The organism is Streptomyces sp. NPDC058955 (assembly GCF_042741435.1).
Taxonomy (GTDB): domain Bacteria; phylum Actinomycetota; class Actinomycetes; order Streptomycetales; family Streptomycetaceae; genus Streptomyces.
The window spans coordinates 1-25,340 of sequence record NZ_JBHYKM010000115.1 but is presented as its reverse complement, the minus strand read 5'-3'; the positions used below and the strand labels follow the sequence as shown (position 1 = coordinate 25,340).

Here is a 25,340-nt window from a genome sequence, read left to right as displayed (position 1 = left end):
ACGTTGTGCCCACCCGTTCCGCCCCAGCGGAACGATTGCCCACAACGGAGCGGCGCGGGCGCAGCCCGCAACGAAACGGCGCGGCCCGCCCGCACCGCCCCCCGCCGGGCGCAGCCCGCAACGGAGCGGCGGCGTCCCGGCCGGGCGCGGCGCGCGGTGGGGTTACGACGTGCGGCGGATCACGTAGGCGTGGCCGCCTTCGGGCGCGGGGGACTCGCCCACGTACTGCTGGCCGCGCATCTCGCACCACGCCGGAATGTCCAGCCGCGCCGCCTCGTCGTCGGACAGCACCGTCACCGTCCCCCCCACCCGCACCGACCCGAAGACCTTCGCCAGCTCGATGACCGGGATCGGGCACCGCTTCCCGCGCGCGTCGACCACCAGGTCGTCCCCGTCCGGCGCGGGGGAGGGCGCGGCGGGCGCGCCCAGCCGGTCCCGTACCGTCGCCACGACCCCCGGCAGCACCGCCAGGAAGCGGTCGACGTCCGCGGACTCCGTGCCGGCCGGCAGGGAGACGCGGACGTTCCCCTCGCTCAGCACCCCCATCGCGCGCAGCACATGGCTGGGCGTCAGCGTCGAGCTGGTGCACGACGAACCGGACGAAACGGAGAATCCCTCCCGGTCCAGCTCCGACAGCAGCGTCTCCCCGTCGACGTACAGACAGGAGAAGGTGACGACGTGGGGGAGTCGTCGCACCGGATCGCCCACCACCTCCACGTCCGGCACCAGCTCCGGCACCCGCGCCCGGATCCGGTCCACGAGGCCCCGCAGCCGGGCGCCCTCCGTCGCCGCCTCGGCCCGTACCGCCCGCAGCGAGGCCGCCGCCGCGACGATCGCCGGCAGGTTCTCGAAGCCGGGCGCGCGGCCCGACTCCCGCTCGTCGGACGGGCCTTGCGGCGCGAACCGCACCCCCTTCCGTACCGCGAGCAGCCCGACCCCCGCCGGCCCGCCCCACTTGTGCGCGCTCGCCGTCAGCAGCGACCAGCCCTCCGGCACCGGCCCCCAGCCCAGCGACTGGGCCGCGTCCACGAGCAGCGGCACCCCGGCCGCCCGGCAGGCCGCCGCGACCTCGGCCACCGGCTGCTCGGTGCCCACCTCGTGGTTGGCCGACTGGAGGCAGGCGAGCGCGGTCCCCCCACCGAGCCCGGTCCCCCCATCGCGCGCGGTCCCCTCGCCGAGCGCGGCCGCGAAGACCTCCGGGTCCACCGCGCCGGTCCGGCCGACCGGAACCTCCGTCACCGTCCCGCCGGCCGCCGCGTGCGCCTCGCCCGCGTGCAGCACCGAGGAGTGCTCGACGGCGGAGACGACCAGCCGGTCGCCGACCCGCCGGCGCCCGGCGAGCGCCCCCGACACGCCCGAGTGGACCGCGCGCGTCCCCGAAGGAGTGAAGACGAGTTCGTCGGGGCGACAGCCCACCGCCTCCGCGGCCGCCTCCCGCGCCGCGTCGAGCAGCCGCCGGGCCCGCCGCCCCTCCCGGTAGAGCCGGGCCGGGTCGGCCCACCCCTCGTCGAGGGCGGCGAGCAGCGCCTGACGGGCGACGGGGTGGAGGGGAGCGGCGGACGCGGCGTCGAAGTACGGCATCCACCCACGGTAGGCCCCCGTCCGCGCGGGGCGGCGCGCGGCGCCCTCGCCCGCGGGTGAGCGCTCGTCAGATCCCCGCCCGCACCGGCCGCCAGACCCCCGAACGGGCGCTTCCGGCGACTCTCCGGAACCCCAGGGTCCACCCCTTCGGGGACTCGGACGGCGCGTTGGGCACCCTCCCCGCGCGACCCCAAATAGCGTCCAGTAGGGTTTGGTCCGCATAAACATCCAAACCCCTGCCCGCGGCCGGGGCGGCGACCGACCAGCGAGACGGACGGCCGTGGCCGACCAAACGCGGGCCGAGACTCTCGGGAAGGCGCTACGTGAGTCCCAACGGCTCCGACCGCTCGTCGCGGCGCCCGATGCGGCGGAAGCTGCCGCAGGTGCTGACTGCGGGCCTGATCCTGGCGACAGCCACCGGCTGCTCGTACAACTGGGAAGACTTCCCCCGCCTTGGCATGCCCACCCCCGTCACGGAAGAGGCGCCTCGGATCCTCTCCCTGTGGCAGGGCTCCTGGGCCGCCGCGCTCCTCACCGGCATCCTGGTGTGGGGCCTCATCCTGTGGGCGACCATCTTCCACCGGCGCAGCAGGACCAAGGTCGAGGTACCTCCGCAGACCCGCTACAACATGCCCATCGAGGCGCTGTACACGGTCACCCCCCTCATCATCGTCTCGGTGCTCTTCTACTTCACCGCGCGCGACGAGTCGAAGCTCCTGGAGCTCTCCCCGAAGCCGGCCCACACCATCAACGTGGTCGGCTACCAGTGGAGCTGGGGCTTCAACTACATCGAGGACGTCCCCGGCGTCGAGGGTGACGCGAAGAAGGACAAGAACCTCGCGTCGATCCCGGACAAGTACATCGACGCGTTCCCGGAGAACGCGGGCGGCGTGTACGACGCCGGCATCCCCGGCGACCGGAACCCGCAGACCGGCAACCCGGGCCCGACCCTGTGGCTGCCGAAGGGCGAGAAGGTCCGGTTCGTCCTGACCTCGCGCGATGTCATCCACTCCTTCTGGGTGGTTCCCTTCCTGTTCAAGCAGGACGTCATCCCGGGTCACACCAACGCCTTCGAGGTCACCGCGACCCAGGAGGGCACCTTCCTCGGCAAGTGCGCCGAGCTGTGCGGTGTCGACCACTCCCGGATGCTCTTCAACGTCAAGGTCGTCTCCCCGGAGCGCTACCAGGCGCACCTGAAGGAGCTGGCTGAGAAGGGCCAGACCGGCTACATCCCGTCCGGCATCGAGCAGACGGACCCGGCCAGGAACGCGGAGAAGAACCAACTGTGAGCATCCCCAACGAAACCAAGGGTGCCGCGGCTGAGGACTCGTACGAGAACGAGCTGCCCGTCCGCCGCAAGCAGCCCGGCAATGTGGTGGTGAAGTGGCTGACCACCACCGACCACAAGACCATCGGTACGATGTACCTGGTCACCTCGTTCGTGTTCTTCATCATCGGCGGCCTGATGGCGCTCTTCATGCGCGCCGAGCTGGCCCGTCCGGGCACGCAGATCATGTCGAACGAGCAGTTCAACCAGGCGTTCACGATGCACGGCACGATCATGCTGCTGATGTTCGCGACGCCGCTGTTCGCCGGATTCGCCAACTGGATCATGCCGCTGCAGATCGGCGCGCCCGACGTGGCGTTCCCGCGGCTGAACATGTTCGCGTACTGGCTGTACCTCTTCGGCTCGATCATCGCGGTGGCCGGCTTCCTCACCCCGCAGGGTGCGGCCGACTTCGGCTGGTTCGCCTACTCCCCGCTGTCGGACGCCGTCCGCTCGCCGGGTGTCGGCGCCGACATGTGGATCATGGGTCTGGCCTTCTCCGGCTTCGGCACGATCCTCGGTTCGGTCAACTTCATCACCACGATCATCTGCATGCGCGCTCCGGGCATGACGATGTTCCGCATGCCGATCTTCACCTGGAACGTGCTGCTGACCGGTGTCCTGGTCCTGCTCGCCTTCCCGGTCCTGGCGGCGGCGCTCTTCGCCCTTGAGGCGGACCGCAAGTTCGGTGCCCACGTCTTCGACGCGGCCAACGGCGGCGCACTGCTCTGGCAGCACCTCTTCTGGTTCTTCGGACACCCAGAGGTGTACATCATCGCCCTGCCGTTCTTCGGCATCATCTCCGAGGTCATCCCGGTCTTCAGCCGCAAGCCGATGTTCGGCTACATCGGTCTGGTGGCCGCGACCATCGCGATCGCCGGTCTGTCCGTGACCGTGTGGGCGCACCACATGTACGTCACCGGTGGCGTGCTCCTCCCGTTCTTCTCCTTCATGACGTTCCTCATCGCCGTACCGACCGGCGTGAAGTTCTTCAACTGGATCGGAACGATGTGGAAGGGCTCGCTGTCCTTCGAGACCCCGATGCTCTGGGCCGTCGGCTTCCTGATCACCTTCACCTTCGGTGGTCTGACCGGCGTCATCCTGGCCTCGCCCCCGATGGACTTCCACGTCTCCGACTCGTACTTCGTCGTGGCGCACTTCCACTACGTCATCTTCGGCACCGTCGTCTTCGCGATGTTCTCCGGCTTCCACTTCTGGTGGCCGAAGTTCACCGGCAAGATGCTCGACGAGCGCCTCGGCAAGATCACGTTCTGGACGCTGTTCGTGGGCTTCCACGGCACCTTCCTGGTGCAGCACTGGCTCGGTGCCGAGGGCATGCCGCGTCGTTACGCGGACTACCTGGACGCCGACGGCTTCACCGCGCTGAACACGATCTCGACGATCTCCTCCTTCCTGCTCGGCCTGTCGATGCTTCCCTTCATGTACAACGTGTGGAAGACCGCCAAGTACGGCAAGAAGATCGAGGTCGACGACCCGTGGGGCTACGGCCGTTCGCTCGAGTGGGCGACGTCCTGCCCGCCGCCGCGGCACAACTTCCTCACCCTGCCGCGGATCCGTTCGGAATCCCCGGCGTTCGACCTGCACCACCCTGAGATCGCGGCTGTCGACCAGCTGGAGAACAAGCCGCACGAGGCCGCGGCCCTCACGGGCAGCAAGGAGGCCGGCAAGTGAAGATCCAGGGCAAGATGTTCATCTGGCTGAGCGTCTTCATCCTTGCCATGGCGATCCTCTACGGCGTCTGGTCCAAGGAGCCGGTCGGCACGACGGCGCTCTTCCTGGCCTTCGGCCTGGCCATCATGATCGGCTACTACCTGGCCTTCACGGCCAAGCGGGTCGACGCGATGGCGCAGGACGACAAGGAGGCCGACGTCGCGGACGAGGCCGGCGAGGTGGGCTTCTTCGCCCCCCACAGCTGGCAGCCGCTCTCGCTGGCCCTCGGCGGCGCCCTCGCGTTCCTCTCGATCGCGATGGGCTGGTGGATCATGTACTTCTCCGCCCCGCTGATCCTCGTCGGCATCTGGGGCTGGGTCTTCGAGTTCTACCGCGGTGAGAACCAGAACCAGTAGCAGCACCCCGTAACACCCCGAGGGGCCCGGTCACTTCGTACGCGAAGCGGCCGGGCCCCTCTTTTGCCGCGCTCGGCGCGCCCGCCCGCGGAACTGTCCTTAGCGTGAGGTCATGAACGACACGCCGCGCATTCGGACTGTTCTGAGCTGCACCCTCCTGGCCCTCACCGTCACCGCGGGCGCGACGGCGTGCGCGGGCCCGGACGGGCACCCGCTGTCGGCGAGCCCGTACGACGCGGCCGACCAGATCGCCTTCGCGGCCGCCGACGGCACCCGGCTGGACCCCACGAAGCCGCTGGAGATCACCGCCAAGGGCGACGACGGCCGGATCACCGACGTCACCGCCACCGACGCGGCGGGCCGGCACCTGGCGGGCGAACTGACCGCGGACGGGCGCACCTGGCGCTCCACGGCCTCCCTGGCCGCCGGAACCCGTTACACCGTCAGAGTGGCCGCGGAGGACGAGGACGGGGCCCCAGGCGCCCGTACGTACACGTTCGAGACGGCCCCGGCCAAAAGGGCCCTGACCGTCACCTTCGGGCCGGAGGCGGGCACGTACGGCGTCGGGCAGCCGATCACCGCCGACCTCAGCCTCCCCGTCAAGGACCGGGCGGCGCGCGCCGTCGTCGAACGGGCCCTCAAGGTCCGCTCCACGCCCGCCGTCGAGGGCTCCTGGTACTGGGTGGACGACAAGAAGCTGCACTTCCGGCCCAAGGACTACTGGCCGGCCGGCACGCTCGTCTCCGTCACCGGCAACCTCGACGGCCTGCGCGTCGGCGACAAGCTCTACGGCGGCCCGTCCAAGCCGCTCCGGCTGAAGATCGGCGACCGGATCGAGGCCGTCGCGGACGCCGGGTCCCACTACATGACGGTGCGGCGCAACGGAGAAGTGATCAACACCATTCCCGTGACCACCGGGAAACCGGGCTTCTCCACCCGAAACGGGATCAAAGTGGTGCTCGGCAAGGAGTACTACGTCCGGATGCGCGGCACCAGCATCGGCATCTCCGAGGGCAGCTCGGAGTCGTACGACCTGCCCGTGTACTACGCCACCCGGGTCACCTGGAGCGGCGAGTACGTGCACGCCGCCCCCTGGTCCGTCGGCTCCCAGGGCGTCGCCAACGTCAGCCACGGCTGCGTCGGCATGTCCACCGGCAACGCCGCCTGGTTCTACGAGACCGTCCGCCCCGGCGACATCGTCAAGACCGTCAACAGCTACGGCGACACGATGGACCCCTTCGGCAACGGCTTCGGCGACTGGAACCTGTCCTGGGACAAGTGGCGCCGGGGCAGCGCCCTGGTGGCCGAGAAGGGCGACCCCACGGCCACCGAAGACGCCAAGGCCCGCCTGCGGCCGTCTCTTTAGGGGCTCGGTTCGCCTCCGGGGCGCCGGGTGACGGTGTCGGGACGGCGACCGTGCTCGGCCCTCCTTCGTCGGGCCTGCGCGCGCTCACCGTCTCGACACCGTCGCGCCCCTTCGGCTCACTCGCCCGGCCCGGCAGGGGTCACGCGTCGATCGAGAGGCGGGAGCGCAGCAGGGCCGCCAGGGACGCCGCGAACTCGACCGGTTCCACCGGAAGGGTGACCGCGGCGTCCGCGCGGCTCCAGGTGGCCAGCCAGGCGTCCTGCGGGCGGCCGATCAGCAGCAGCACCGGCGGGCAGTGGAAGACCTCGTCCTTGATCTGCCGGCAGACGCCCATGCCGCCCGCCGGGACGGCCTCGCCGTCCAGCACGCAGACGTCGATCCCGCCCTCGTCGAGCCGCTTCAGCACGGCCGGGAGCGTGGCGCACTCCACGAACTCCACCGGGGGCACGTCCGCCGCGGGCCGCCGCCCGGCGGCGAGCCGGACCTGCTCCCGGGTGTTCGCGTCGTCGCTGTAGACCAGGACCGTGGCACTCGACTGCATCGTTCCTCCGTCCGGAAGGCGGGCCGGTCGTCCTCGACCGGTGCGCGGGATGCTACTCCGCTCCACACCCCGTCAACACCCGTTCAACACCTGTTCGAAGGGTGTCGGGAGGGCCGCGGGATGGGCCGTTCGGGCAGGACACACCCCTCTGACACTCCGAACGGCACCCCCCGGAGTGAGGGCGGGATAAGCGACCGACATAATGTCGGTCGTGGCGACAGTAACGACAGTAGAAACCGGGCACGCGCACCCGTCGGTCAATCGACCGAACCTCACCAGCGTCGGAACCATCATCTGGCTGAGTTCCGAGCTGATGTTCTTCGCGGCCCTCTTCGCGATGTACTTCACCCTGCGATCGGTGACCGGTCCCGACTTCTGGGCGGAAAAGGCTGCGGCCTTGAACTTCCCGTTCTCGGCGACCAACACCACGATCCTGGTGCTCTCCTCCCTGACCTGCCAGCTCGGTGTCTTCGCCGCCGAGCGGGGCGACGTGAAGAAGCTCCGGACGTGGTTCATCATCACGTTCGTGATGGGTGCGATCTTCATCGGCGGCCAGGTCCTGGAGTACACCGAGCTGGTCAAGCACGAGGGCCTCTCGCTCTCGTCGGACCCGTACGGCACGGTGTTCTACCTGACCACCGGCTTCCACGGCCTGCACGTGACGGGCGGTCTCATCGCCTTCCTGCTGGTCCTCGGCCGGACCTACGCCGCCAAGAGGTTCACTCACGAGCAGGCAACCGCCGCCATCGTCGTGTCCTACTACTGGCACTTCGTCGATGTCGTCTGGATCGGCCTCTTCGCCACGATCTACATGATCAAGTAGTCGGTCACCGCCCGTCGCGGCGGACCGACATCCAGCAAGCATCGACGCAGAAGATCCTGACACCGGGGTAATCCGTGAAAAAGCTCTCCGCACGACGACGCCATCCGCTGGCGGCGGTCGTCGTCCTACTTCTCGCGCTGGCGGCCACGGGGGGGCTGTACGCCGCGTTCGCGCCCGCGGGCACGGCGAAGGCCGATGAAACCGCCCAGTCCCTCGCCATCGAGGAGGGCAAGAAGCTCTACTCCGTCGGCTGCGCCAGCTGCCACGGAACCGGCGGTCAGGGCACCACTGACGGCCCGTCCCTGGTCGGCGTCGGCTCCGCGGCCGTCGACTTCCAGGTCGGCACCGGCCGTATGCCGGCGCAGCAGCCGGGTGCCCAGGTCCCGAGGAAGAAGGTCATCTACACGCAGGCTGAGATCGATCAGCTCGCGGCGTACGTCGCCTCCCTCGGTGCCGGCCCGATCACGCCCAAGGAAGGCGAGTACAGCCCCGAGGGCGCCGACATCGCCAAGGGTGGCGAGCTGTTCCGCACCAACTGCGCGCAGTGCCACAACTTCACCGGTGAGGGCGGCGCGCTGACCCACGGCAAGTACGCCCCGACCCTCGAGGGCGTCAGCCCGAAGCACCTCTACGAGGCCATGCAGACCGGCCCGCAGAACATGCCTTCCTTCCCGGACTCGACCATGCCGGAGAAGGAGAAGAAGGACATCATCGCGTACGTCCAGGCCGTCAACGGCGACGAGACCCCCAGCCCGGGCGGCCTCTCGCTCGGTGGCCTCGGCCCCGTCTCCGAGGGCCTGTTCGCCTGGATCTTCGGTCTGGGTGCGCTGATCGCAGTTGCCATCTGGGTCGCGGCCCACACCGCTAAGGCCAAGAAGTCATGAGTACCCAAGAGATTCCAGAAGAGAACCTGCCGGCAGGGCAGGACACCGCGCACGGCGCGGTGAAGGTCGCGGACAACCCGTTCGCCGACCCGGGCCTTCCGCCCCACAAGCCGCGTGTCCAGGACATCGACGAGAAGGCGGCCCGGCGCTCCGAGCGCGCCGTCGCCTTCATGTTCGTGCTGTCGATGCTGGCCACCATCGGCTTCATCGCCTCGTACGTGATCTTCCCGGTCGACAAGAACGTGTACATCTGGCCCTTCGGCCACGTGTCCGCGCTCAACTTCGCGCTGGGCTGGACGCTCGGTCTCGCGCTCTTCTTCATCGGCGCGGGCGCGGTCCACTGGGCCCGCACCCTGATGTCCGACGTCGAGATCGCGGACGAGCGCCACCCGATGGCGGCGTCGCCCGAGGTCAAGGCGAAGGTCATGGCGGACTTCGCGGCCGGTGCCGCCGAGTCCGGCTTCGGCCGCCGCAAGCTCATCCGCAACACGCTCTTCGGTGCGCTGGCCCTGGTGCCGCTCTCCGGCGTGATGCTGCTGCGTGACATGGGTCCGCTGCCCGAGCGCAAGCTCCGCACCACCCTGTGGGCCAAGGGCAAGCTGCTCATCAACATGAACACGCACGAGCCGCTGCGTCCCGAGGACGTCGCCGTCGGGTCGCTGACCTTCGCGATGCCCGAGGGCCTCTCGGAGCACGACCACAACTTCCAGACCGAGATCGCCAAGGCCGCCCTGATGATCGTCCGGATCCAGCCGGAGGACATCAAGGACAAGCGCGAGCTCGAGTGGTCGCACGAGGGCATCGTCGCCTTCTCGAAGATCTGCACCCACGTCGGCTGCCCGATCTCGCTGTACGAGCAGCAGACGCACCACGTGCTCTGCCCGTGCCACCAGTCCACCTTCGACCTGTCCGACGGCGCCCGAGTCATCTTCGGCCCGGCCGGTCACGCCCTCCCGCAGCTGCGGATCGGCGTGAACGACAAGGGCTTCCTCGAAGCGCACGGCGACTTCGACGAGCCCGTCGGTCCCGCATTCTGGGAGCGCGGATGAGCACTGTGACCAACACGCAGAAGAAGGCCCCCGCCGGTGAGCGGGTCGCCGACTGGGCCGACGGCCGCCTGGGGATCTACACGCTGGCCAAGGCCAACATGCGGAAGATCTTCCCGGACCACTGGTCCTTCATGCTGGGCGAGATCTGCCTCTACAGCTTCCTCATCATCATCCTGACGGGCGTCTACCTGACGATGTTCTTCCACCCGTCGATGAACGAGGTGGAGTACGCCGGCTCGTACGTCCCGCTCCAGGGACAGCTGATGTCCGAGGCGTTCAACTCGACCATGCACATCTCCTTCGAGGTGCGCGGTGGTCTGCTCATCCGGCAGATCCACCACTGGGCGGCGCTGATCTTCCTCGCCGGCATGTTCGTGCACATGATGCGCGTCTTCTTCACCGGCGCGTTCCGCAAGCCGCGTGAGATCAACTGGCTGTTCGGCTTCCTGCTGTTCTTCCTGGGCATGTTCACCGGCTTCACCGGCTACTCGCTCCCGGACGACCTGCTCTCCGGCACCGGTGTCCGCTTCATGCAGGGCGCGATCCTGTCGGTGCCGATCGTCGGCACCTACCTGTCGATGTTCCTCTTCGGCGGCGAGTTCCCCGGCGGCGACTTCGTGGCCCGGTTCTACTCGGCGCACGTGCTGCTGCTCCCCGGCATCATGCTGGGCCTGGTGGTCGCGCACCTGATCCTGGTGTTCGTCCACAAGCACACGCACTTCGAGGGCCCCGGCCGGACGAACAAGAACGTCGTCGGCATGCCGCTGCTGCCCGTGTACATGGCGAAGGCCGGAGGCTTCTTCTTCCTGGTCTTCGGCGTGATCGCGATCATCGCGGCGATCGCCTCGATCAACCCGATCTGGGCGCTCGGCCCGTACCGCCCGGACCAGGTGTCCACCGGCGCCCAGCCCGACTGGTACATGGGCTTCGCCGAGGGTCTGATCCGTGTCATGCCGGGCTGGGAGATCAACCTGTGGGGCCACACGCTGGTCCTCGGCGTGATGATCCCGCTGGCGATCTTCCCGGCGGTCCTCGCCGCGATCGCGGTCTACCCGTTCATCGAGTCCTGGATCACCGGCGACAAGCGCGAGCACCACATCGCGCAGCGCCCGCGCAACGCTCCGACGCGCACCGCCTTCGGTGTCGCCTGGATCACCGCGTACATGGTCATGCTCGTCGGTGGTGGAAACGACCTCTGGGCGACCCACTTCCACCTGTCGATCAACTCGATCACCTGGTTCGTGCGGATCTTCTTCTTCCTCGGCCCGGTCATCGCGTTCATCGTCACCAAGCGGATCTGCCTCGGCCTCCAGCGCCGGGACAAGGACAAGGTGCTGCACGGGCGCGAGTCCGGCATCATCAAGCGCCTGCCGCACGGTGAGTTCGTCGAGGTCCACGAGCCGCTCAGCCAGGGCGAGCTGTACAAGCTCACCGCGCACGAGCAGTACCAGCCCGCCGAGCTGCCGCCGGCCGTCGACGAGAACGGCGTGGAGCGGAAGATCGGCGCGATGGAGAAGCTCCGGGTCAAGCTCAACAAGGGCTACTACGGCGACGACAACCAGGTCGCCAAGCCCACCCAGGAGGAGTACAAGGAGATCCAGAGCGGCCACGGCCACCACTGATCCCCTTCCCGACCTCCTGATGTAGGTCGCCACGGCGAGAGCCCCGTCCATTCGATGGACGGGGCTCTTTGCCGTACCCGGGGGTGGATAGGCTGGACCCCGTATCCGACGCACGATCATCAGGAGCTGCCATGAGCGCTGTGACCCCCGCTGGAGGACCTACCACGGCGGGCCGCTCCTGGCCCGTCCTGCTGAACGGCCTCCTCGACGGGCGGGACCTGACCGCCGACGACACCGCCTGGGCGATGGACCTGATCATGAGCGGCGAGGCGACCGACGCCCAGATCGCCGGCTTCATGGTGGCGCTGCGCGCCAAGGGCGAGACCGTCGAGGAGATCAGCGGACTCGTCCGGACGATGTACGCGCACGCCAACACGATCGAGGTGCCCGGTCCGGCCGTCGACATCGTCGGCACCGGCGGCGACGGCGCCAAGACGGTCAACATCTCCACGATGGCCTCGATCGTCGTCGCCGGCACCGGCACCAAGGTCGTCAAGCACGGCAACCGGGCCGCGTCCTCCGCGTCCGGCTCCTCCGACGTCCTGGAGAAGCTCGGCATCAACCTCGGCCTCACCCCGCAGCGGGTCGCCGAGGTCGCCGAGGAGGCCGGCATCACGATCTGCTTCGCGGTGAAGTTCCACCCCTCGCTGCGGCACGTCGCCCCCGCCCGCGGCCAGCTCGGCATCCGCACCACCTTCAACGTGCTCGGCCCGCTCACCAACCCCGCCCGGGTGAAGGCCCAGGCGGTCGGCGTCGCCGACCCGAGGATGGCGCCGATCGTCGCCGGGGTCTTCGCCGAGCGCGGCAACTCCGCCCTGGTCTTCCGCGGCGACGACGGCCTGGACGAGCTGACCATCACCGGCACCTCCCGGGTCTGGGTGGTCCGCGACGGCTCCGTCCGCGAGGAGGTCTTCGACCCGAAGGACGTCGGGATCGACTACGCGCCCCTGGAGGCGCTGCGCGGCGCCGACGCCTCGTACAACGCCGACGTCGCCCGCCGGCTGCTGGCCGGCGAGACCGGTCCGGTGCGGGACGCGGTGCTGCTCAACGCGGCGGCGGCGCTCACCGCGCTGGAGCCCGGCGAGGGCACCCTCGCGGAGCGGCTGCGGGCCGGGATCGAGCGGGCCGCCGAGTCGATCGACTCCGGCGCCGCCCGCGCGGCCCTGGACCGCTGGATCGCCGCCAGCAACGCCTGAGGTCCGCTGCGCGGTCCGCGTGACCCCGTTCCGGAATGCGGACGGGGTTGCGCGGACCGCGAGCGGTGGCATACGTTCGGCAACAGGTCATGAGTGACAGCCCTCAAGCCCCGGCTGGCTGTCCGGCAACCCTCCGTCCGTGGCGGGGTGCCCCGGGTGAAGACCAGGCCGTGGACAGCAAGGTCCTCGGCAAGCGCGGACCCCTGCGCCATCCCTGGGGTCCTGGTCCTCGAGGGAGCGGTCTCGTGAGCAAGCGAATGCGGTAGGGCCTCCGGCCCCTTTTCCCCCCTCCGTACGACCCCTTCCGTCGTCGTGCGTCGAGGTCGACACCCGTGTGCGGTACGCCGGTCGGCGTCGCCCCGCGGGTCCTTCACGCCACTCGCCCGTACCGCTGGGAGATACCGCCATGTCCGCACGCCCGAACGCCACCGCCGCCGAGACCGCCGACTCCGACGCCTGCTGCACCGGCCCGCTGCCCGTCCTCGGCCGCGACGTCACCGTCCCGCTCGTCACCGGCGGCGAGGTCACCTACGCGGCCCTCGACTACGCGGCCAGCGCCCCCGCCCTCCAGCGGGTCTGGGACGACGTGGCCGCCTACGCCCCGTACTACGGCAGCGTCCACCGCGGCGCCGGCTACCTCTCCCAGCTCTCCACCGACCTCTTCGAGCAGAGCCGCGCCACCGTCGCCGCCTTCCTCGACTGCCGCGACGGCGACCAGGTCGTCTTCACCCGCTCCACCACCGACTCGCTCAACCTGCTCGCCCGGGTGATCCCCGCCGACTGCCAGGTCTTCGTCTTCGAGACCGAGCACCACGCCTCCCTGCTGCCCTGGCAGGACGCCCGGGTCACCTACCTCAACGCCCCGCGCACCCCCGCCCAGGCCGTCGAGACCCTGGAGCGGGCCCTCGCCGACCGCGACCCCTACGGCCCCGCCCTGGTCTGCGTCACCGGCGCCTCCAACGTGACCGGCGAGCTGTGGCCGGTGCGCGAACTGGCCGCCGCCGCCCACGCGCACGGCGCCCGGATCGTCCTCGACGCCGCCCAGCTCGCCCCCCACCACCCGGTCTCGGTGAAGGACCTGGACGTGGACTGGGTCGCCTTCTCCGGGCACAAGCTGTACGCGCCCTTCGGCTCCGGCGTCCTCGCCGGCCGCGCCGACTGGCTGCGGGCCGCCGAGCCCTACCTGGCCGGCGGCGGCGCCTCCCGTACCGTGGCCCGCCGCGCCGACGGCGGCGTGGACGTCGAGTGGCACACCACCGCGGCCCGCCACGAGGCCGGCTCCCCGAACGTCATCGGCGTCTACTCCATCGCCTCCGCCTGCAAGGCGCTCACCGAGGCCGGCTTCGACGCCCTCGTCGCCCGCGAGCGGCACCTCATCGACACCGTCCGGGCCGGCCTCGCCGAGGTCCCCGAGGTCCGCGTCCTCTCCCTCTTCGGCGACGACGCCCCCCGCGTCGGCGTCATCTCCTTCGTGGTGGAGGGCTGGAACAGCTCCCACTTCGCCGCCGCCCTCTCCGCCGAGTACGGCATCGGCGTCCGCGACGGCCTCTTCTGCGCCCACCCGCTCGTCCGCACCCTGCTCGGCTCCGACCCGCAGGACCCGGGCGAGTGCGGCGCCCCCGAGGCGAACCCGGGCGAGCGCTCCCTGAACGCCATCCGGGTCAGCTTCGGCGCCGGTACGCCGGACGAGCACGTCGAGCGGTTCGTCGGCGCCGTGAAGGAGCTCGTCCGCGACGGCGCCCAGTGGAAGTACCGCACCGAGGACGGCCGCTGCGTGCCCGACCGCGGCTGATCGCTCACTCGTACGGGTGAAGGGGCCTCCCGACGGGGGAGGCCCCTTCACCCATGCCGCGCGTCCGGTGTCAGGACTCCAGACCGATGGCGAAGGCCGCCTCCAGGTCGTGCTGCGAGTAGGTGCGGAACGCGACGTGCGTGTCGGTGGCCTCGACGCCCGGGATCTTGCTGATCCGGCCGGGGATGACCTCCGCCAGGTCGTCGTGGCGCGGCACCCGGACCATCGCGATGAGGTCGTACGTACCGGTCACCGAGAAGACCTCGCTGACGTTGTCGAGCGCGGCGATCGACTCCGCGATCTCGGGGATGCGGTCCACGCTGGTCTTGATGAGGACGATCGCGGTGATCACGGCTGGCTGTCTCCCTCGGTCGCCGCTGCTGGGGTTTTCACTCTATCCCCACCCCGGAACCGCACCCAGGCGTAGAGGAAGCCGACCGAGAAGCCCACGACGTGGGCCAGATAGGCGACCCCCGGCCCCGCGCCCGCGGCCCGCGCGGCCAGCCACTGGAGCGTGAACCAGAAGACCAGCACCGCCCAGGCCGGGAAGCGCAGCGGCAGGAAGAAGAGGAAGGGGAAGAGGCTGGTCACCCGGGAGCGCGGGAAGAGGAAGAGGAAGGCCCCGAGCACCGCCGAGATCGCCCCCGAAGCGCCGACCAGGGTCTGCTCGCTGTCCGCGTGCGCCACGGCGTACCCGAGCAGGGCCACGTAGCCGGTGCCCAGGTAGAAGAGGGCGAACTCGACGTGCCCCATCCGCTCCTCGGCCATCGCCCCGAAGACCCACAGGAAGAGCATGTTGCCGAGCAGATGGAGCCAGCCGCCGTGCACGAAGAGGGCGGTGAAGGGGGTGAGGAGGGCGCCCGGGTCGCCCCGCACGAGCTCGGCCGGCACCACCCCCCAGCGCCGGAAGTACGCGCTCTGCGCCGCGAGCACCTCGTCCCCGGTGCCGTACACCGGGTTCAGTCCGGAGACCGGGCTGACAATGAAGAGGAGACAGCAGGCGGCGATCAGTCCGTAGGTCACCGCGGGTCCGGTACGGACGCTCCGGCAGGCGCCCAGGGCCGTGCCTCGCCAGTCGATCATGGACAGATCATGGCCCAGAAGGGACGAAGTGGACAGAGTGCCTCGCCGGGCCGGGCGGCCTCCGGTGAGGCCGTAGGGTTACGGGATCGAGCACCGCAGTCCGACGGCGCACCGCGGCTCCCGTACCTGGTACACCACGACAGGAAGAAGGACGGCAACCATGACGACGGTTCCCCTGCCGACCGACGAGACCCGCTGGCGCTGCACCCTCTGCGGCAACCTGACCCGCTTCGACGTGACGCGCTCCTCCAAGGTCGTCGAGTACGTCCATCTGGACCTGGCCGGGGAGCCCAAGGTCGAGGAGCGCGAGGTGCTCAGTGAGACCATCGAGTCGGTCCGCTGCCGCTGGTGCAACGCGGTGGACCAGATCGAACTCGTGGACAAGCCGGGCGTCGAGTCCTGACGGACGGCGCCGACGACAGTAGGGGTGACGGATCGTGGAGCAGTCCGCGCACGGTGACGAACCGGCCGGCGCGGCGGGTGACGCTGCCGAGACGCTCGACAATCCCCTGCCGGAGGGGGTACGGCGGCGGGTGATCGCGCTGGTCGCCGACGCCTTCGGCGGCCTGACCGTCGCCGAGCTGCCCGCCCCCCTGCGCCAGTACGCCCGCTTCACCGCCAGTCGGCGCGCCAAGTTCGCGGGCAACGCGATGGCCGCCGCGCTGGAGGGCGATCCGCTCTTCCGGCAGCGGATCGGCGAGCGGTTCCGGCAGACCCAGCCCGAGCTGGCCGGGGCCGTCGAGACCGGCGCCCCGCCCGCCGCCGCCGACCCCGTCGATGTGGCCGCGGCGGCGTACGTGCTCCGCCCGCCGGGTTGGTCCAAGCTGGTGGCCGCCGCCGGCGAGGAGGTCCAGCGGGCCGACGCCGAACGCGCCGACGAGGCGGGCCGGCGCGAGCTGGAGCGGCTCCGCGAGGAGCTGGCCGCGGCCCGGGAACGGACCCGGGGCGAGACCGAGCAGCTCCGGCACGACCTGGAGGCCGCCCGCAAGGAAGCCGAATCGCTTCACCGCAAGCTGCGCAGCGCCCAGAGCGACGTGAAGCGGGGCGAGGCCGCGCTGCGCCGCGTCCAGGCCGAGAGCGAGGCCGCCCGCGCGGAGTCGGCGGCCCAGGTGTCCGCCGCGGAGAGCGAGTCGCGGCGGCTGAAGGCCCGGCTCGGCGAGGTCGAGGCGGCCCTGGAGGCGAGCCGCCGGGCGGCCCGCGAGGGGCGCTCGGTGGAGGACATGCGGCTGCGGCTGCTGCTCGACACCGTCCTCGACGCGGCGCAGGGCCTGCGGCGCGAACTCGCCCTGCCGCCGGTGTCGGTGCACCCGGCGGACACCGTGGACGCCGTGGAGCCGGGGCGGATGTCGCCGAAGGACATCGCGACCCGCGCGCTGTCGGAGACCGATCCGGCCCTGCTGGACCAGCTGTTGACGCTGCCGCAGACCCATCTCGTCGTCGACGGCTACAACGTCACCAAGACCGGCTACCCGACGATGCCGCTGGAGAAGCAGCGGCTGCGGCTGCTCGGCGGGCTCTCCGCGCTCGCGGCCCGCTCGGGCGCCGAGGTCACCTGTGTCTTCGACGGGGCCGAGCTGGCCGCTCCGGTGCTGCTCGCGCCGCCGCGCGGGGTGCGGGTGCTCTTCTCCAAGCCCGGTGTCACGGCCGACGAGTTGATCCGCCAGCTGGTGCGGGCGGAGCCGCCGGGCCGGCCGGTCGTCGTGGTCTCCACCGACCGCGAGGTCGCGGACGGCGTCGCCAAGGCCGGGGCGCGGCCGGTGGCGTCGGCATTGCTCCTCAAGCGCCTTTCGCGGCTCTCGTAACGACTCGCCCGGGTCGCAACTCTTGGGTTCTATGCCCGATTTATGGACGGCGCACCGTCAAGTGCCCGTCACCGCCCGTGTGATGCGTGTAAATAAAGTGCTGCGTGAGCGAGTTTTTTGCCGTCGGGATTTGAACTGATCACAACTTGGTCACTAGGGTCGGGCCTCGAACCTTCGCGCGGTTGATCACCCACCCGGGCGATCCGTGGAGGAACCGCCTGCCCCTGACCGGCCGGGCGGCTCGAGGAAGAAGGAGCTCGCCTTCGTGGCGTCCCACCGTCGACCCAAGCAGCCGAGCCGCACCCGTGTGACCGTGCTCACCGCGACCGCGGCCGCCGCCGTCGCGCTCTCCGCCCAGACCGGAGCCCAGGCGGCCCCCAAGCCGAAGATCGACGAGGTCAAGTCGAAGGTCGACAAGCTCTACCACGAGGCCGAGGAGGCCACGGAGCAGCACAGCCTGGCCGAGGAGCGCCGCGGCAAGCTGCAGAAGGAGATCGGCCAGATCCAGGACCGGGTGGCGCGTGGTCAGCAGGAGCTGAACACCCTCCGGGACCAGATCGGTTCGGTCGCCAGCGCCCAGTACCGCTCCGGCGGCATCGACCCGGCGCTCCAGCTCTTCCTCTCCTCGAACCCGGACGACTACCTCGACAAGGCGTCCGCCATCGGCCGGGTCACCGACCAGCAGGCCGACGTCCTCGCCACCATCCAGGACAAGCAGCGCGCCCTCGCCCAGGAGCGCGCCGAGGCGACCGCGAAGCTCGCCGACCTGGAGGACGTCCGCAAGACCCTCGGCGAGAAGAAGAAGAAGATCCAGGGCAAGCTCGCCGAGGCCCGCAAGCTGCTCAACACGCTCACCGCCGCGGAGCGCGCCCGCATCCAGCAGCAGGAGCAGGCCGAGGCCGAGCGCGCCTCCCGCGCCGCCGCCCCCCGTCTCGACCTCGGCAACGAGGCCCCGGCCAGCGGCCTGGGCGCCGCCGCCCTCTCCGCCGCCGCCACCCAGGTCGGCAAGCCGTACGTGTCCGGCGCCGAGGGCCCCAACGCGTACGACTGCTCCGGTCTGACCATGTGGGCCTACCGCCAGGCCGGTGCCACGCTGACCCGCACCACGTACACCCAGCAGAACGACGGCGTGAAGATCGGCCGCAGCCAGCTCCGCCCCGGCGACCTGGTCTTCTTCAACGGCCTGTCGCACGTGGGCCTGTACGCGGGCAACAACACGATCCTGCACGCCCCCAAGCCGGGCGCCGTGGTCCGCTACGAGTCGATGAACTACATGGGCACGTTCCAGTTCGGTGTCCGCATCGGCGGCTGACCCGCCCGGCCGTGCCGCCCGAACGGGTGGTTCGCCGCACCCCGAGCTGACCTGACGCCCCGCCGGTGACCTTGTGATCTCCGGCGGGGCGTCATTTTGTGTGCCCGGCACCTTCGTTGGACGCGACCGGGTGAGCGGCTACTGTCTGCGGCGCCAGTCCGCACGAGCCGAACGGAGAGCGCGAGCCGTGGCCTCCCACCGCCGACCCGCCCGGGTCACCGTCCTGACCGCCGCCGCCGCGGCCACCGCGGCGGCCTCCTTCGGCGCCGTCCCCGCGACCGCCGACCCGGGCGCCGGCACCGAGGCCACCCGGGCCAAGGTCGACCGCCTCTACGAGGAGGCCGAGCGCGCCGCCGAGGGCTACAACCAGGCCGACGAGAAGGCCGACGCCCTGCGCCGCAAGGTCGGCCAGGCCCAGGACAGCCTCGCCCGCGGCCAGGAGCGCATCAACCGGATGCGGGGCGCGCTCGGCGCGCTCGCCGGCGCTCAGTACCGCTCCGGCGGCCTCGACCCCACCCTCGTCCTGCTGCTCTCCTCCGACCCGGACAGCTACCTCGACCGGGCCTCCGCACTCGACCGGGTCACCGCCCGGCAGAGCGCCGCCCTCACCGAGCTCCACCGGGAGCGCCGCCGGCTCGACCAGGAGCGCGCCGAGGCCCGTACCGCCCTCGGCGAACTGGAGCGCAGCCGCGCCGAGGTGGCCCGCCACAAGCGGTCGGTGGAGCGGAAGCTGGCCGAGGCCCGCCGGGTCCTCGCCTCCCTCACCGCCGCCGAGCGCGCCGACTACGAGCGGGCCTCCCGCTCCGGCGGGCGCGCCGGGGGCCCCGGCGAGGAGCTGCCGCCGGCCGCCGACCTCGGCCCGGCCGACTCGCGCGGCGCCGCCGCCGTGATGGCCGCCCGCAGCGCCGTCGGCAAGCCGTACGTCTGGGGCGCGACGGGCCCCTCGGCCTTCGACTGCTCGGGGCTGATGGTCTGGTCGTACCGGCAGGCCGGGATCAGCCTGCCGCGCACCTCGGCCGCCCAGCGGTACGCCGGCCGGCAGGTGCCGCTCTCCCAGGCGCAGCCCGGCGACCTCGTCACCTACCGCGGCGACGCCAGCCACGTCGGCATCTACGCCGGGAACGGTCAGGTCATCCACGCCCCCTACCCGGGCGCCCGGGTCCGCTACGACCCGGTGAACATGATGTCCCACGTGACGGTGACCCGGCTCTGAGCCCGGCCGCCCCGCCGCTCCGGGAGGCGTGACCCCGTCACCCTTCCGTACGATCGGGGGCGTGGTGGAACAGGGGTGCGGCGCGCGACGGACGGGGGGAGCGCTGCTCGCCCTGCTCCTCGCCCTCGCCGCCCTCGTCGGCTGCTCCACCGCCGCCCGGCCCGCCGACCCGGCCCTCCGCGAGGTCCAGGCCCTGCTCGACCGGCACGCCGAGGCCCTCCTGGACCGCGACGAGACCGCCTGGCTCGCCGCCGCCGACCCCGCGCACCGGGCGGCCGCCCGGACCGAGTTCCGCCGGCTCGCCGAGGTGCCGCTGGCCGGCTGGAGCTACCGGGTCACCGGCGTCGACCGGACCGGCGAGGGCCGGCTCACCGCCCGGGTCGAGCGCGGCCACCGCGTCGCGGGGTACGACCGGGGCCCGCAGGACACGGAGCGGGTGATGGAGCTGGTGGAGCGGGACGGGCGCTGGTACGTGACCGGGGAGCGGCCCGCCGAGGGCGCCCCGGTGCGGCTCTGGGAGCAGGGCGCGGTGGCCGCGGTGCGCGGCGACCGTTCGCTGGTGCTCGGCGTCGGGCAGGACCGGGAGCGGCTGGCCGAGATCGCCCGGCTCGCCGACCGGGCGGTGCCCGCCGTCGACGCGGTGTGGAGCGAGGAGTGGCCGGGCCGGGTGCTCGTCCTGGTCCCCGCCTCCCTGGACGCGATGGGCGGGCTGCTCGGGGTGGACGGCTCCCAGTACCGGGGGATAGCGGCCGTCACCACCGGCGAGACGGAGCGCCGGGCCACGTCGCCGGCGGACCGGGTGATCGTCAATCCGGAGGCGTACGGGGTGCTCGGCTCCTTCGGCCGGGAGCTGATCCTCACCCACGAGACCGTCCACGTCGCCACCCGCGCCCACACCACGCCGTCCACCCCGGTCTGGCTCTCCGAGGGCTTCGCCGACTGGACCGCCTACCGGGGCTCCGGCCGGACGCCCGCCCAAGGCGCCCCGGAGCTGCGGCGGGCCGTGCGGGCCGGGGAGGTGCCGGCCGCCCTTCCCGAGGACGCCGACTTCGGCTTCTCCGGCGACTCCGAGGCGCTGGCCCGGGCCTACGAGACCGGCTGGCTGGTCTGCGCGATGATCGCCGACCGCTGGGGCGAGGAGCGGCTGACCGCCTTCTACCGGGAGGTGGGCGCCCACCCGGGCCGGGACGGCGCGGTGGAGAGCGCCCTGCGGGCGGTGCTGGACACGAGCCCGGAGGAGTTCACCGCCGCCTGGCGGGCCCATCTGCGGGATCAGCTCGGCTGAGCCCCCGCCGCGCGGGCGTCGAGCTCGGCGAGGGCCTCGGCGAGCCAGGTCTTCTCCTCGGTGCCGGTCGCGCGGGCGATGCGGAGCATGCCGCGGCGGAAGAGGTCGGGCTCCTCCTCGACGGTGGCCGGGGCGCCGTTCTCGTAGAAGAAGCTGGCGGGGGTCAGCAGGAAGGTCTGCCGGCGGCGCAGGACGGCGGCCTGCTCGGCCGGGTCGGGCAGCAGGCCGAGGAAGGTCAGCACGGTGAAGAAGCGCTGGCCGTCGGTGATCTCGGCGTCCTTGGGGGAGCGGAGCCGGGCGAGCAGCGCGGCGCGGCCGTCGGGGGTGAGCGAGAGGGTGCGGCGCGGGGCGGCGCTGGTGCCGGGCTCGGTGCGGCTCTCCACCAGGCCCTTGTCGACCAGCCGGTTGATCGCCGGGTAGAGGGCGCCGTCGCTGACCGGGCGGACGTGGCCGCTCAGCGCCTGGATGCGCTCCTTCAGCTCGTAGCCGTGCAGCGGCCGCCCGTACAGGAAGCCCAGGATCGACAGTTCCAGCACCGGCCGTCCCCTCCTCGCGCTTGTCCTTGCTCCTCGCCGCATGCTACCTCTTTTCGAGGTGCCTCGAATCGAGGTGCCTCGAATCGAGGTACATCGTTTCGAGGGGGATCGTATGGAGGCTCAGCGGAGCCATCACCGGGTGCTCGTCCGGCTCGGCGGGCCGGTCTATCTGGAACTGCTCGCCGGGGTCGCCGCCGGGATCGTCAACATGGTCTGGGTCGCCGGACTCGGCGGGGCCGCGGTCGCCGCCGTCGCCCTCGCCGGCAACGTCGAGAACCTGCTGCTCGGCGTCGTCCTCATGGCCGGCTCCGGCACCACCGTGCTCGTCGCCCGGGCCCGCGGCGCCGCCGACCCCGGCGCCGTCCGCACCGCCGTCCGGGGCGGGGCCGCGCTGTGCGCCCTGCTCGTCCCGCCCGTCGCCCTCGGCGGCTGGCTGCTGCGCGAACCGCTGGCCGCGCTCCTCCTGGGCGGGGCGGACGGGGACGCGTACCGCCTCACCGCCGCCTACCTTGCCGTCTCGCTCCCCGGCACCGCCGTCTTCTTCGCCGGACACGTCGTCGACGGCGTCCTCAAGGGCGCCGGCGACACCCGCACCCCCATGCGGCTCGCCCTCCTCGCCAACGGCCTGATCCTGGTCCTCGACCCGCTCCTCATCCACGCGTACGGGGTGCCGGGCGCCGCCCTCGCCACCGTCCTCGGCCGCACGGTCGCCCTCGCCGCCGGACTGGCCGCGCTCCGCCGGAACCCGCTGCTCAGGGCCGCCCGGGCCACCGCGCCCGCCGGGAGCACCGGCGCCGCCCTGCGCCGCACCGCCGCCACCGGGCTGCCGATGGCGGCCGACTTCACCGTCCGGATGGCCGGCGCGCTCGCCCTCGTCGCCGTGGTCGCCCGGCTCGGGGTGGCCGAGACCGCCGCCTACGGCATCGCCACCAAGGCCATGTACGTCGCCACCATGGCCTTCTACGCGGTCCGCCAGGCCGCCGCCATCCACACCGCGCACCTGCTCGGCGCCGGGACGGGCGGGCCCGGGCCCGTCGCCCGCGCCGCCGCCCTGCTCGGGGCGGCGCTCGGCGCGGGCTTCGCCGCGGCGCTCTGGGCCGGCGCGGACGGGGTGATGCGGCTCTTCGGGGCGGGGCCCGAGCCGGCCGCGGCGGGTGCGCTCTTCCTGCGCTGCCTCGTGGGATACCTGCCGCTGCTGGGCGCGTACATCGCCGCAGCCGGGGTCTTCGAAGGGGCGGGGGCGAGTCCGTACCTGGCCAGGATCACCGTCGCCGGCGTCCTGCTCCAGCTGCCGCTCGCCCTCGCCCTGTCGGGGCTCGGGCTGCCCGGCGTCTGCCTGGCCATGACGCTCGCCATGGCCGCGCAGGGCGGCGCGCTGGCGGTGCTGCACCGCCGTACCGCCCGCGCCGCCCGGGCGGAACCGGTCAGGCCGAGCCGGTCAGCACCTTCTCGCGCTCCGGCTGACCCTCCGGGACCGGGATGACCGTGCCGGCCTCGGTGACCGTGTGCTTCCACAGGATCCGGCAGGCCATCAGGGTCGCGGCGATCAGCAGGCCGTTGCGCAGGAACAGCACCCCGATGCCCAGCCAGTCGCTCTGCGTCACGTGCGAGAACCAGACCGGGAACTCGAACTGGGTCACCGCGGTCGCCCACAGGATCAGATACGCGGGCGTCCGCATCCGGCTCGACCGGTACACCAGGCAGACCGCCGCGAGACCGACCAGCCAGATCATGTACTGGGGCGAGATCACCCGGCTCGTCGCGGTGAAGAGCAGCACCGCGACGAAGGCCGCGTCCGCCACCGTCGAGGAGGTGAAGCGGCGCGCCTTGAACCGCCACAGCAGCAGCCAGCCGAAGGCGGCCACGGTCAGCGCCATCGCGCCCTTCGACACCCAGGAGACGTACGGGCCGAGGAACTCGATCGAGCCGTAGTTCATCCGCGCCTCGCCGTCCCAGCCGAAGTGCCGGGCCACGTGGAAGACCATCGCGCCCAGCGACTCCACCTCCGTGCCCCGCTCGCTCTGGAACGACAGGAAGGCCAGCGAGCCCGGCATCCAGGCCATGCACAGCACCAGCACGCCCACCGCCGTACCGGCCGCCGTCGGCCAGGACCGCCAGGTCGCCCGGCCCTTCGGGGTGCCCGCCAGGATCAGCGCCGGCCACACCTTGAGGACCGCGCCGAAACCGGCGAGCGCGCCCAGCACGCGCGGGCTGCGGATGGCGGCGAGCAGCCCCGCCACGGCGACGGCGGTGACCATGATGTCGTAGCGGGCGTACGCGGTCGGGCCCATCAGCGGCACCGCCGCCAGCCACAGCCAGGCGCCCCGCATCGACCGGCCCGGCCGCCCGCCCGTGTGCACGAGCAGCCCGAAGACCAGGGCGTCGCAGAGGAAGGCCAGCACGAAGAACGCGGCCGAGTAGTTCAGGAACGGCAGCAGGACGGGGGAGAGGATCGCGAGGGCGGCGGCCGGCGGGTACTGCCAGGTGACGTCGTCCTGCGGGTACGTGCCGGTCTTCAGGACCTCGTACCAGCTCTGGTAGATCTGCTCCACGTCGCTGGTGACGTCCGGGCCCGGAACCACCACGATCCTGAAGACGCACACCAGGAGGATGATCCTGGTCAGTGCCCAGAGGCCGAGCGGGAGACGCAACTCCCGCAGCCGCCCAGCCGTGCGCGAGCCGATCCCCACTGCGCCCGTCATACCTGTCCTGTTCCTGTCCTGTCGGTCCGCTCGCGCGGAGGGGGGTGGTGCCGGGCGTAGGGTGCGATCGCGTGCCATCACGTACTGTCTGTCACGATGCACAAGACCCTGATCGTAACGAACGACTTCCCGCCGCGTCCCGGCGGAATCCAGGCGTTCCTGCACAACATGGCGTTGCGACTGGACCCCGACCGGCTCGTGGTCTACGCCTCCACGTGGAAGCGAGGCCGCGAAGGGGCGGAGGCCACCGCTCTGTTCGACGCCGAACAGCCTTTCACGGTTGTCCGGGACCGCACCACCATGCTGTTGCCCACACCACGGGTCACCGCCCGGGCGACCGCGCTGCTGCGCGAACACGGCTGCGAGTCCGTCTGGTTCGGCGCCGCCGCACCGCTCGGGCTGATGGCCCCCGCCCTCCGCAGGGCCGGTGCGAAGCGGCTGGTCGCCACCACCCACGGCCACGAGGCCGGCTGGGCGCAGCTGCCCGCCGCCCGGCAGCTGCTGCGGCGGATCGGCGAGGGTACGGACACCCTCACCTACCTCGGCGAGTACACCCGCTCCCGGATCGCCTCCGCCCTCACCCCGGCCGCCGCCGACCGCATGGTGCAGCTGCCGCCCGGCGTCGACGAGAAGACCTTCCACCCCGGCTCCGGCGGTGACGAGGTGCGGGCCCGGCTCGGCCTCACCGACCGCCCGGTCGTGGTCTGCGTCTCCCGGCTCGTGCCGCGCAAGGGCCAGGACACCCTGATCCGCGCCCTGCCCCTGATCCTGCGGAAGGTGCCGGACGCGGTCCTGCTGATCGTCGGCGGCGGCCCGTACGAGCAGGACCTCCGCCGGCTCGCCGCCGAGACCGGCGTCGCCGCCTCCGTCCGCTTCACCGGTGCCGTGCCCTGGGCGGAGCTCCCCGCCCACTACGGCGCCGGCGACGTCTTCGCCATGCCCTGCCGGACCCGCCGCGGCGGGCTCGACGTCGAGGGGCTCGGCATCGTCTACCTGGAGGCGTCCGCGACCGGCCTGCCGGTCGTCGCCGGCGACTCCGGCGGCGCCCCCCCCCCCGGCCGGGACGGCGCGACCGGCGGGGTCGGCCGCCGCGCGGCCCCCGACGACACCCCCCACCCCGGCCCCACCCACCCACGCAC

23 protein-coding genes and 1 riboswitch are annotated in these 25,340 nt (G+C 71.8%); of the genes, 17 read left to right on the top strand and 6 right to left on the bottom strand.

Annotated features, from left to right (window positions below):
* Positions 1-162: 162 nt before the first annotated feature.
* Positions 163-1,581: a cysteine desulfurase/sulfurtransferase TusA family protein gene (locus ACFW1I_RS31415; protein ID WP_384676294.1), complete on the bottom strand. Its 1,419-nt coding sequence runs from the start codon at positions 1,579-1,581 to the stop codon at positions 163-165.
* Between the two features lie 323 nt (positions 1,582-1,904).
* Here ACFW1I_RS31415 and coxB point away from each other — a divergent pair, with 323 nt between their 5' ends.
* The 4 genes from coxB to ACFW1I_RS31395 all read left to right on the top strand — a co-directional run bounded on the left by coxB (position 1,905) and on the right by ACFW1I_RS31395 (position 6,361).
* Positions 1,905-2,870, top strand: a complete 966-nt coding sequence (gene coxB, locus ACFW1I_RS31410; RefSeq protein ID WP_384676292.1) for a cytochrome c oxidase subunit II — start codon at positions 1,905-1,907, stop codon at positions 2,868-2,870.
* Positions 2,867-4,600 (top strand): cytochrome c oxidase subunit I, encoded by a 1,734-nt coding sequence (ctaD, locus tag ACFW1I_RS31405; RefSeq protein WP_384676290.1) that lies wholly within the window; start codon positions 2,867-2,869, stop codon positions 4,598-4,600. The genes coxB and ctaD overlap by 4 nt, the downstream gene beginning before the upstream one ends.
* A complete protein-coding gene (locus tag ACFW1I_RS31400; protein WP_031006980.1) occupies positions 4,597-4,995 on the top strand; it encodes a cytochrome c oxidase subunit 4 in 399 nt (132 codons plus the stop codon). The genes ctaD and ACFW1I_RS31400 overlap by 4 nt, the downstream gene beginning before the upstream one ends.
* A gap of 112 nt (positions 4,996-5,107) precedes the next feature.
* On the top strand, positions 5,108-6,361 hold the full coding sequence (locus ACFW1I_RS31395) for an Ig-like domain-containing protein (RefSeq protein ID WP_384676287.1): 1,254 nt from the start codon (positions 5,108-5,110) through the stop codon (positions 6,359-6,361).
* Between the two features lie 139 nt (positions 6,362-6,500).
* Here ACFW1I_RS31395 and ACFW1I_RS31390 read toward each other — a convergent pair whose 3' ends face one another.
* Positions 6,501-6,902: a hypothetical protein gene (locus ACFW1I_RS31390; protein WP_384676285.1), complete on the bottom strand. Its 402-nt coding sequence runs from the start codon at positions 6,900-6,902 to the stop codon at positions 6,501-6,503.
* A gap of 202 nt (positions 6,903-7,104) precedes the next feature.
* Between ACFW1I_RS31390 and ACFW1I_RS31385 the strand changes: the two genes are divergently transcribed.
* The 6 genes from ACFW1I_RS31385 (at position 7,105) to ACFW1I_RS31360 (ending at position 14,268) form a co-directional block, all read left to right on the top strand.
* A complete protein-coding gene (locus ACFW1I_RS31385; protein WP_031006986.1) occupies positions 7,105-7,725 on the top strand; it encodes a heme-copper oxidase subunit III in 621 nt (206 codons plus the stop codon).
* 74 nt (positions 7,726-7,799) lie between these two features.
* The gene (locus tag ACFW1I_RS31380) at positions 7,800-8,609 is read left to right on the top strand and encodes a c-type cytochrome (protein WP_384676283.1); all 810 of its coding nucleotides are present in this window, start codon (positions 7,800-7,802) and stop codon (positions 8,607-8,609) included.
* A complete protein-coding gene (locus ACFW1I_RS31375; protein ID WP_384676281.1) occupies positions 8,606-9,658 on the top strand; it encodes a Rieske 2Fe-2S domain-containing protein in 1,053 nt (350 codons plus the stop codon). Before ACFW1I_RS31380 ends, ACFW1I_RS31375 begins: the two co-directional genes overlap by 4 nt.
* A complete protein-coding gene (locus tag ACFW1I_RS31370) occupies positions 9,655-11,280 on the top strand; it encodes a cytochrome bc complex cytochrome b subunit (protein WP_384676279.1) in 1,626 nt (541 codons plus the stop codon). The genes ACFW1I_RS31375 and ACFW1I_RS31370 overlap by 4 nt, the downstream gene beginning before the upstream one ends.
* A 131-nt stretch (positions 11,281-11,411) precedes the next feature.
* Positions 11,412-12,476, top strand: a complete 1,065-nt coding sequence (gene trpD, locus ACFW1I_RS31365; RefSeq protein ID WP_384676277.1) for an anthranilate phosphoribosyltransferase — start codon at positions 11,412-11,414, stop codon at positions 12,474-12,476.
* An 85-nt stretch (positions 12,477-12,561) separates the two neighbouring features.
* A riboswitch (SAM riboswitch) is annotated at positions 12,562-12,678 on the top strand.
* Between the two features lie 204 nt (positions 12,679-12,882).
* Entirely contained in the window at positions 12,883-14,268 is a 1,386-nt protein-coding gene (locus tag ACFW1I_RS31360) for an aminotransferase class V-fold PLP-dependent enzyme (RefSeq protein WP_384676275.1), read from the top strand.
* Positions 14,269-14,338: 70 nt separating this feature from the next.
* Here ACFW1I_RS31360 and ACFW1I_RS31355 read toward each other — a convergent pair whose 3' ends face one another.
* Positions 14,339-14,620, bottom strand: a complete 282-nt coding sequence (locus tag ACFW1I_RS31355) for an Lrp/AsnC family transcriptional regulator (RefSeq protein ID WP_031006995.1) — start codon at positions 14,618-14,620, stop codon at positions 14,339-14,341.
* Positions 14,617-15,351, bottom strand: coding sequence for a rhomboid family intramembrane serine protease (locus tag ACFW1I_RS31350; RefSeq protein ID WP_384676273.1), 735 nt, complete (start codon positions 15,349-15,351; stop codon positions 14,617-14,619). Before ACFW1I_RS31350 ends, ACFW1I_RS31355 begins: the two co-directional genes overlap by 4 nt.
* A gap of 160 nt (positions 15,352-15,511) precedes the next feature.
* On the opposite strand from ACFW1I_RS31350, the gene ACFW1I_RS31345 reads away from it, so the two are divergent.
* The 5 genes from ACFW1I_RS31345 to ACFW1I_RS31325 all read left to right on the top strand — a co-directional run bounded on the left by ACFW1I_RS31345 (position 15,512) and on the right by ACFW1I_RS31325 (position 20,963).
* Positions 15,512-15,754: a hypothetical protein gene (locus tag ACFW1I_RS31345; protein ID WP_031006997.1), complete on the top strand. Its 243-nt coding sequence runs from the start codon at positions 15,512-15,514 to the stop codon at positions 15,752-15,754.
* A 34-nt stretch (positions 15,755-15,788) separates the two neighbouring features.
* A complete protein-coding gene (locus ACFW1I_RS31340; RefSeq protein WP_384676270.1) occupies positions 15,789-17,153 on the top strand; it encodes an NYN domain-containing protein in 1,365 nt (454 codons plus the stop codon).
* A gap of 265 nt (positions 17,154-17,418) precedes the next feature.
* Positions 17,419-18,465, top strand: coding sequence for an NlpC/P60 family protein (locus ACFW1I_RS31335; protein WP_384676268.1), 1,047 nt, complete (start codon positions 17,419-17,421; stop codon positions 18,463-18,465).
* Between the two features lie 187 nt (positions 18,466-18,652).
* Positions 18,653-19,678 carry an NlpC/P60 family protein gene (locus tag ACFW1I_RS31330; RefSeq protein ID WP_384676266.1) on the top strand — a complete coding sequence of 342 codons (1,026 nt, stop codon included), beginning with the start codon at positions 18,653-18,655 and terminating at the stop codon, positions 19,676-19,678.
* 61 nt (positions 19,679-19,739) lie between these two features.
* Positions 19,740-20,963: a hypothetical protein gene (locus ACFW1I_RS31325; protein ID WP_384676264.1), complete on the top strand. Its 1,224-nt coding sequence runs from the start codon at positions 19,740-19,742 to the stop codon at positions 20,961-20,963.
* Here the strand turns inward: ACFW1I_RS31325 and ACFW1I_RS31320 are convergent.
* Positions 20,951-21,499, bottom strand: coding sequence for a helix-turn-helix transcriptional regulator (locus ACFW1I_RS31320; protein ID WP_384676262.1), 549 nt, complete (start codon positions 21,497-21,499; stop codon positions 20,951-20,953). The genes ACFW1I_RS31325 and ACFW1I_RS31320 overlap by 13 nt on opposite strands.
* A 112-nt stretch (positions 21,500-21,611) precedes the next feature.
* On the opposite strand from ACFW1I_RS31320, the gene ACFW1I_RS31315 reads away from it, so the two are divergent.
* Positions 21,612-22,982: an MATE family efflux transporter gene (locus ACFW1I_RS31315; RefSeq protein ID WP_384676260.1), complete on the top strand. Its 1,371-nt coding sequence runs from the start codon at positions 21,612-21,614 to the stop codon at positions 22,980-22,982.
* Here the strand turns inward: ACFW1I_RS31315 and ACFW1I_RS31310 are convergent.
* On the bottom strand, positions 22,924-24,201 hold the full coding sequence (locus tag ACFW1I_RS31310) for a glycosyltransferase 87 family protein (RefSeq protein WP_384676258.1): 1,278 nt from the start codon (positions 24,199-24,201) through the stop codon (positions 22,924-22,926). The genes ACFW1I_RS31315 and ACFW1I_RS31310 overlap by 59 nt on opposite strands.
* 96 nt (positions 24,202-24,297) lie before the next feature.
* Here ACFW1I_RS31310 and ACFW1I_RS31305 point away from each other — a divergent pair.
* The coding region (locus tag ACFW1I_RS31305) for a glycosyltransferase family 4 protein (protein WP_384676256.1) at positions 24,298-25,340 on the top strand (1,043 nt) is incomplete at its 3' end.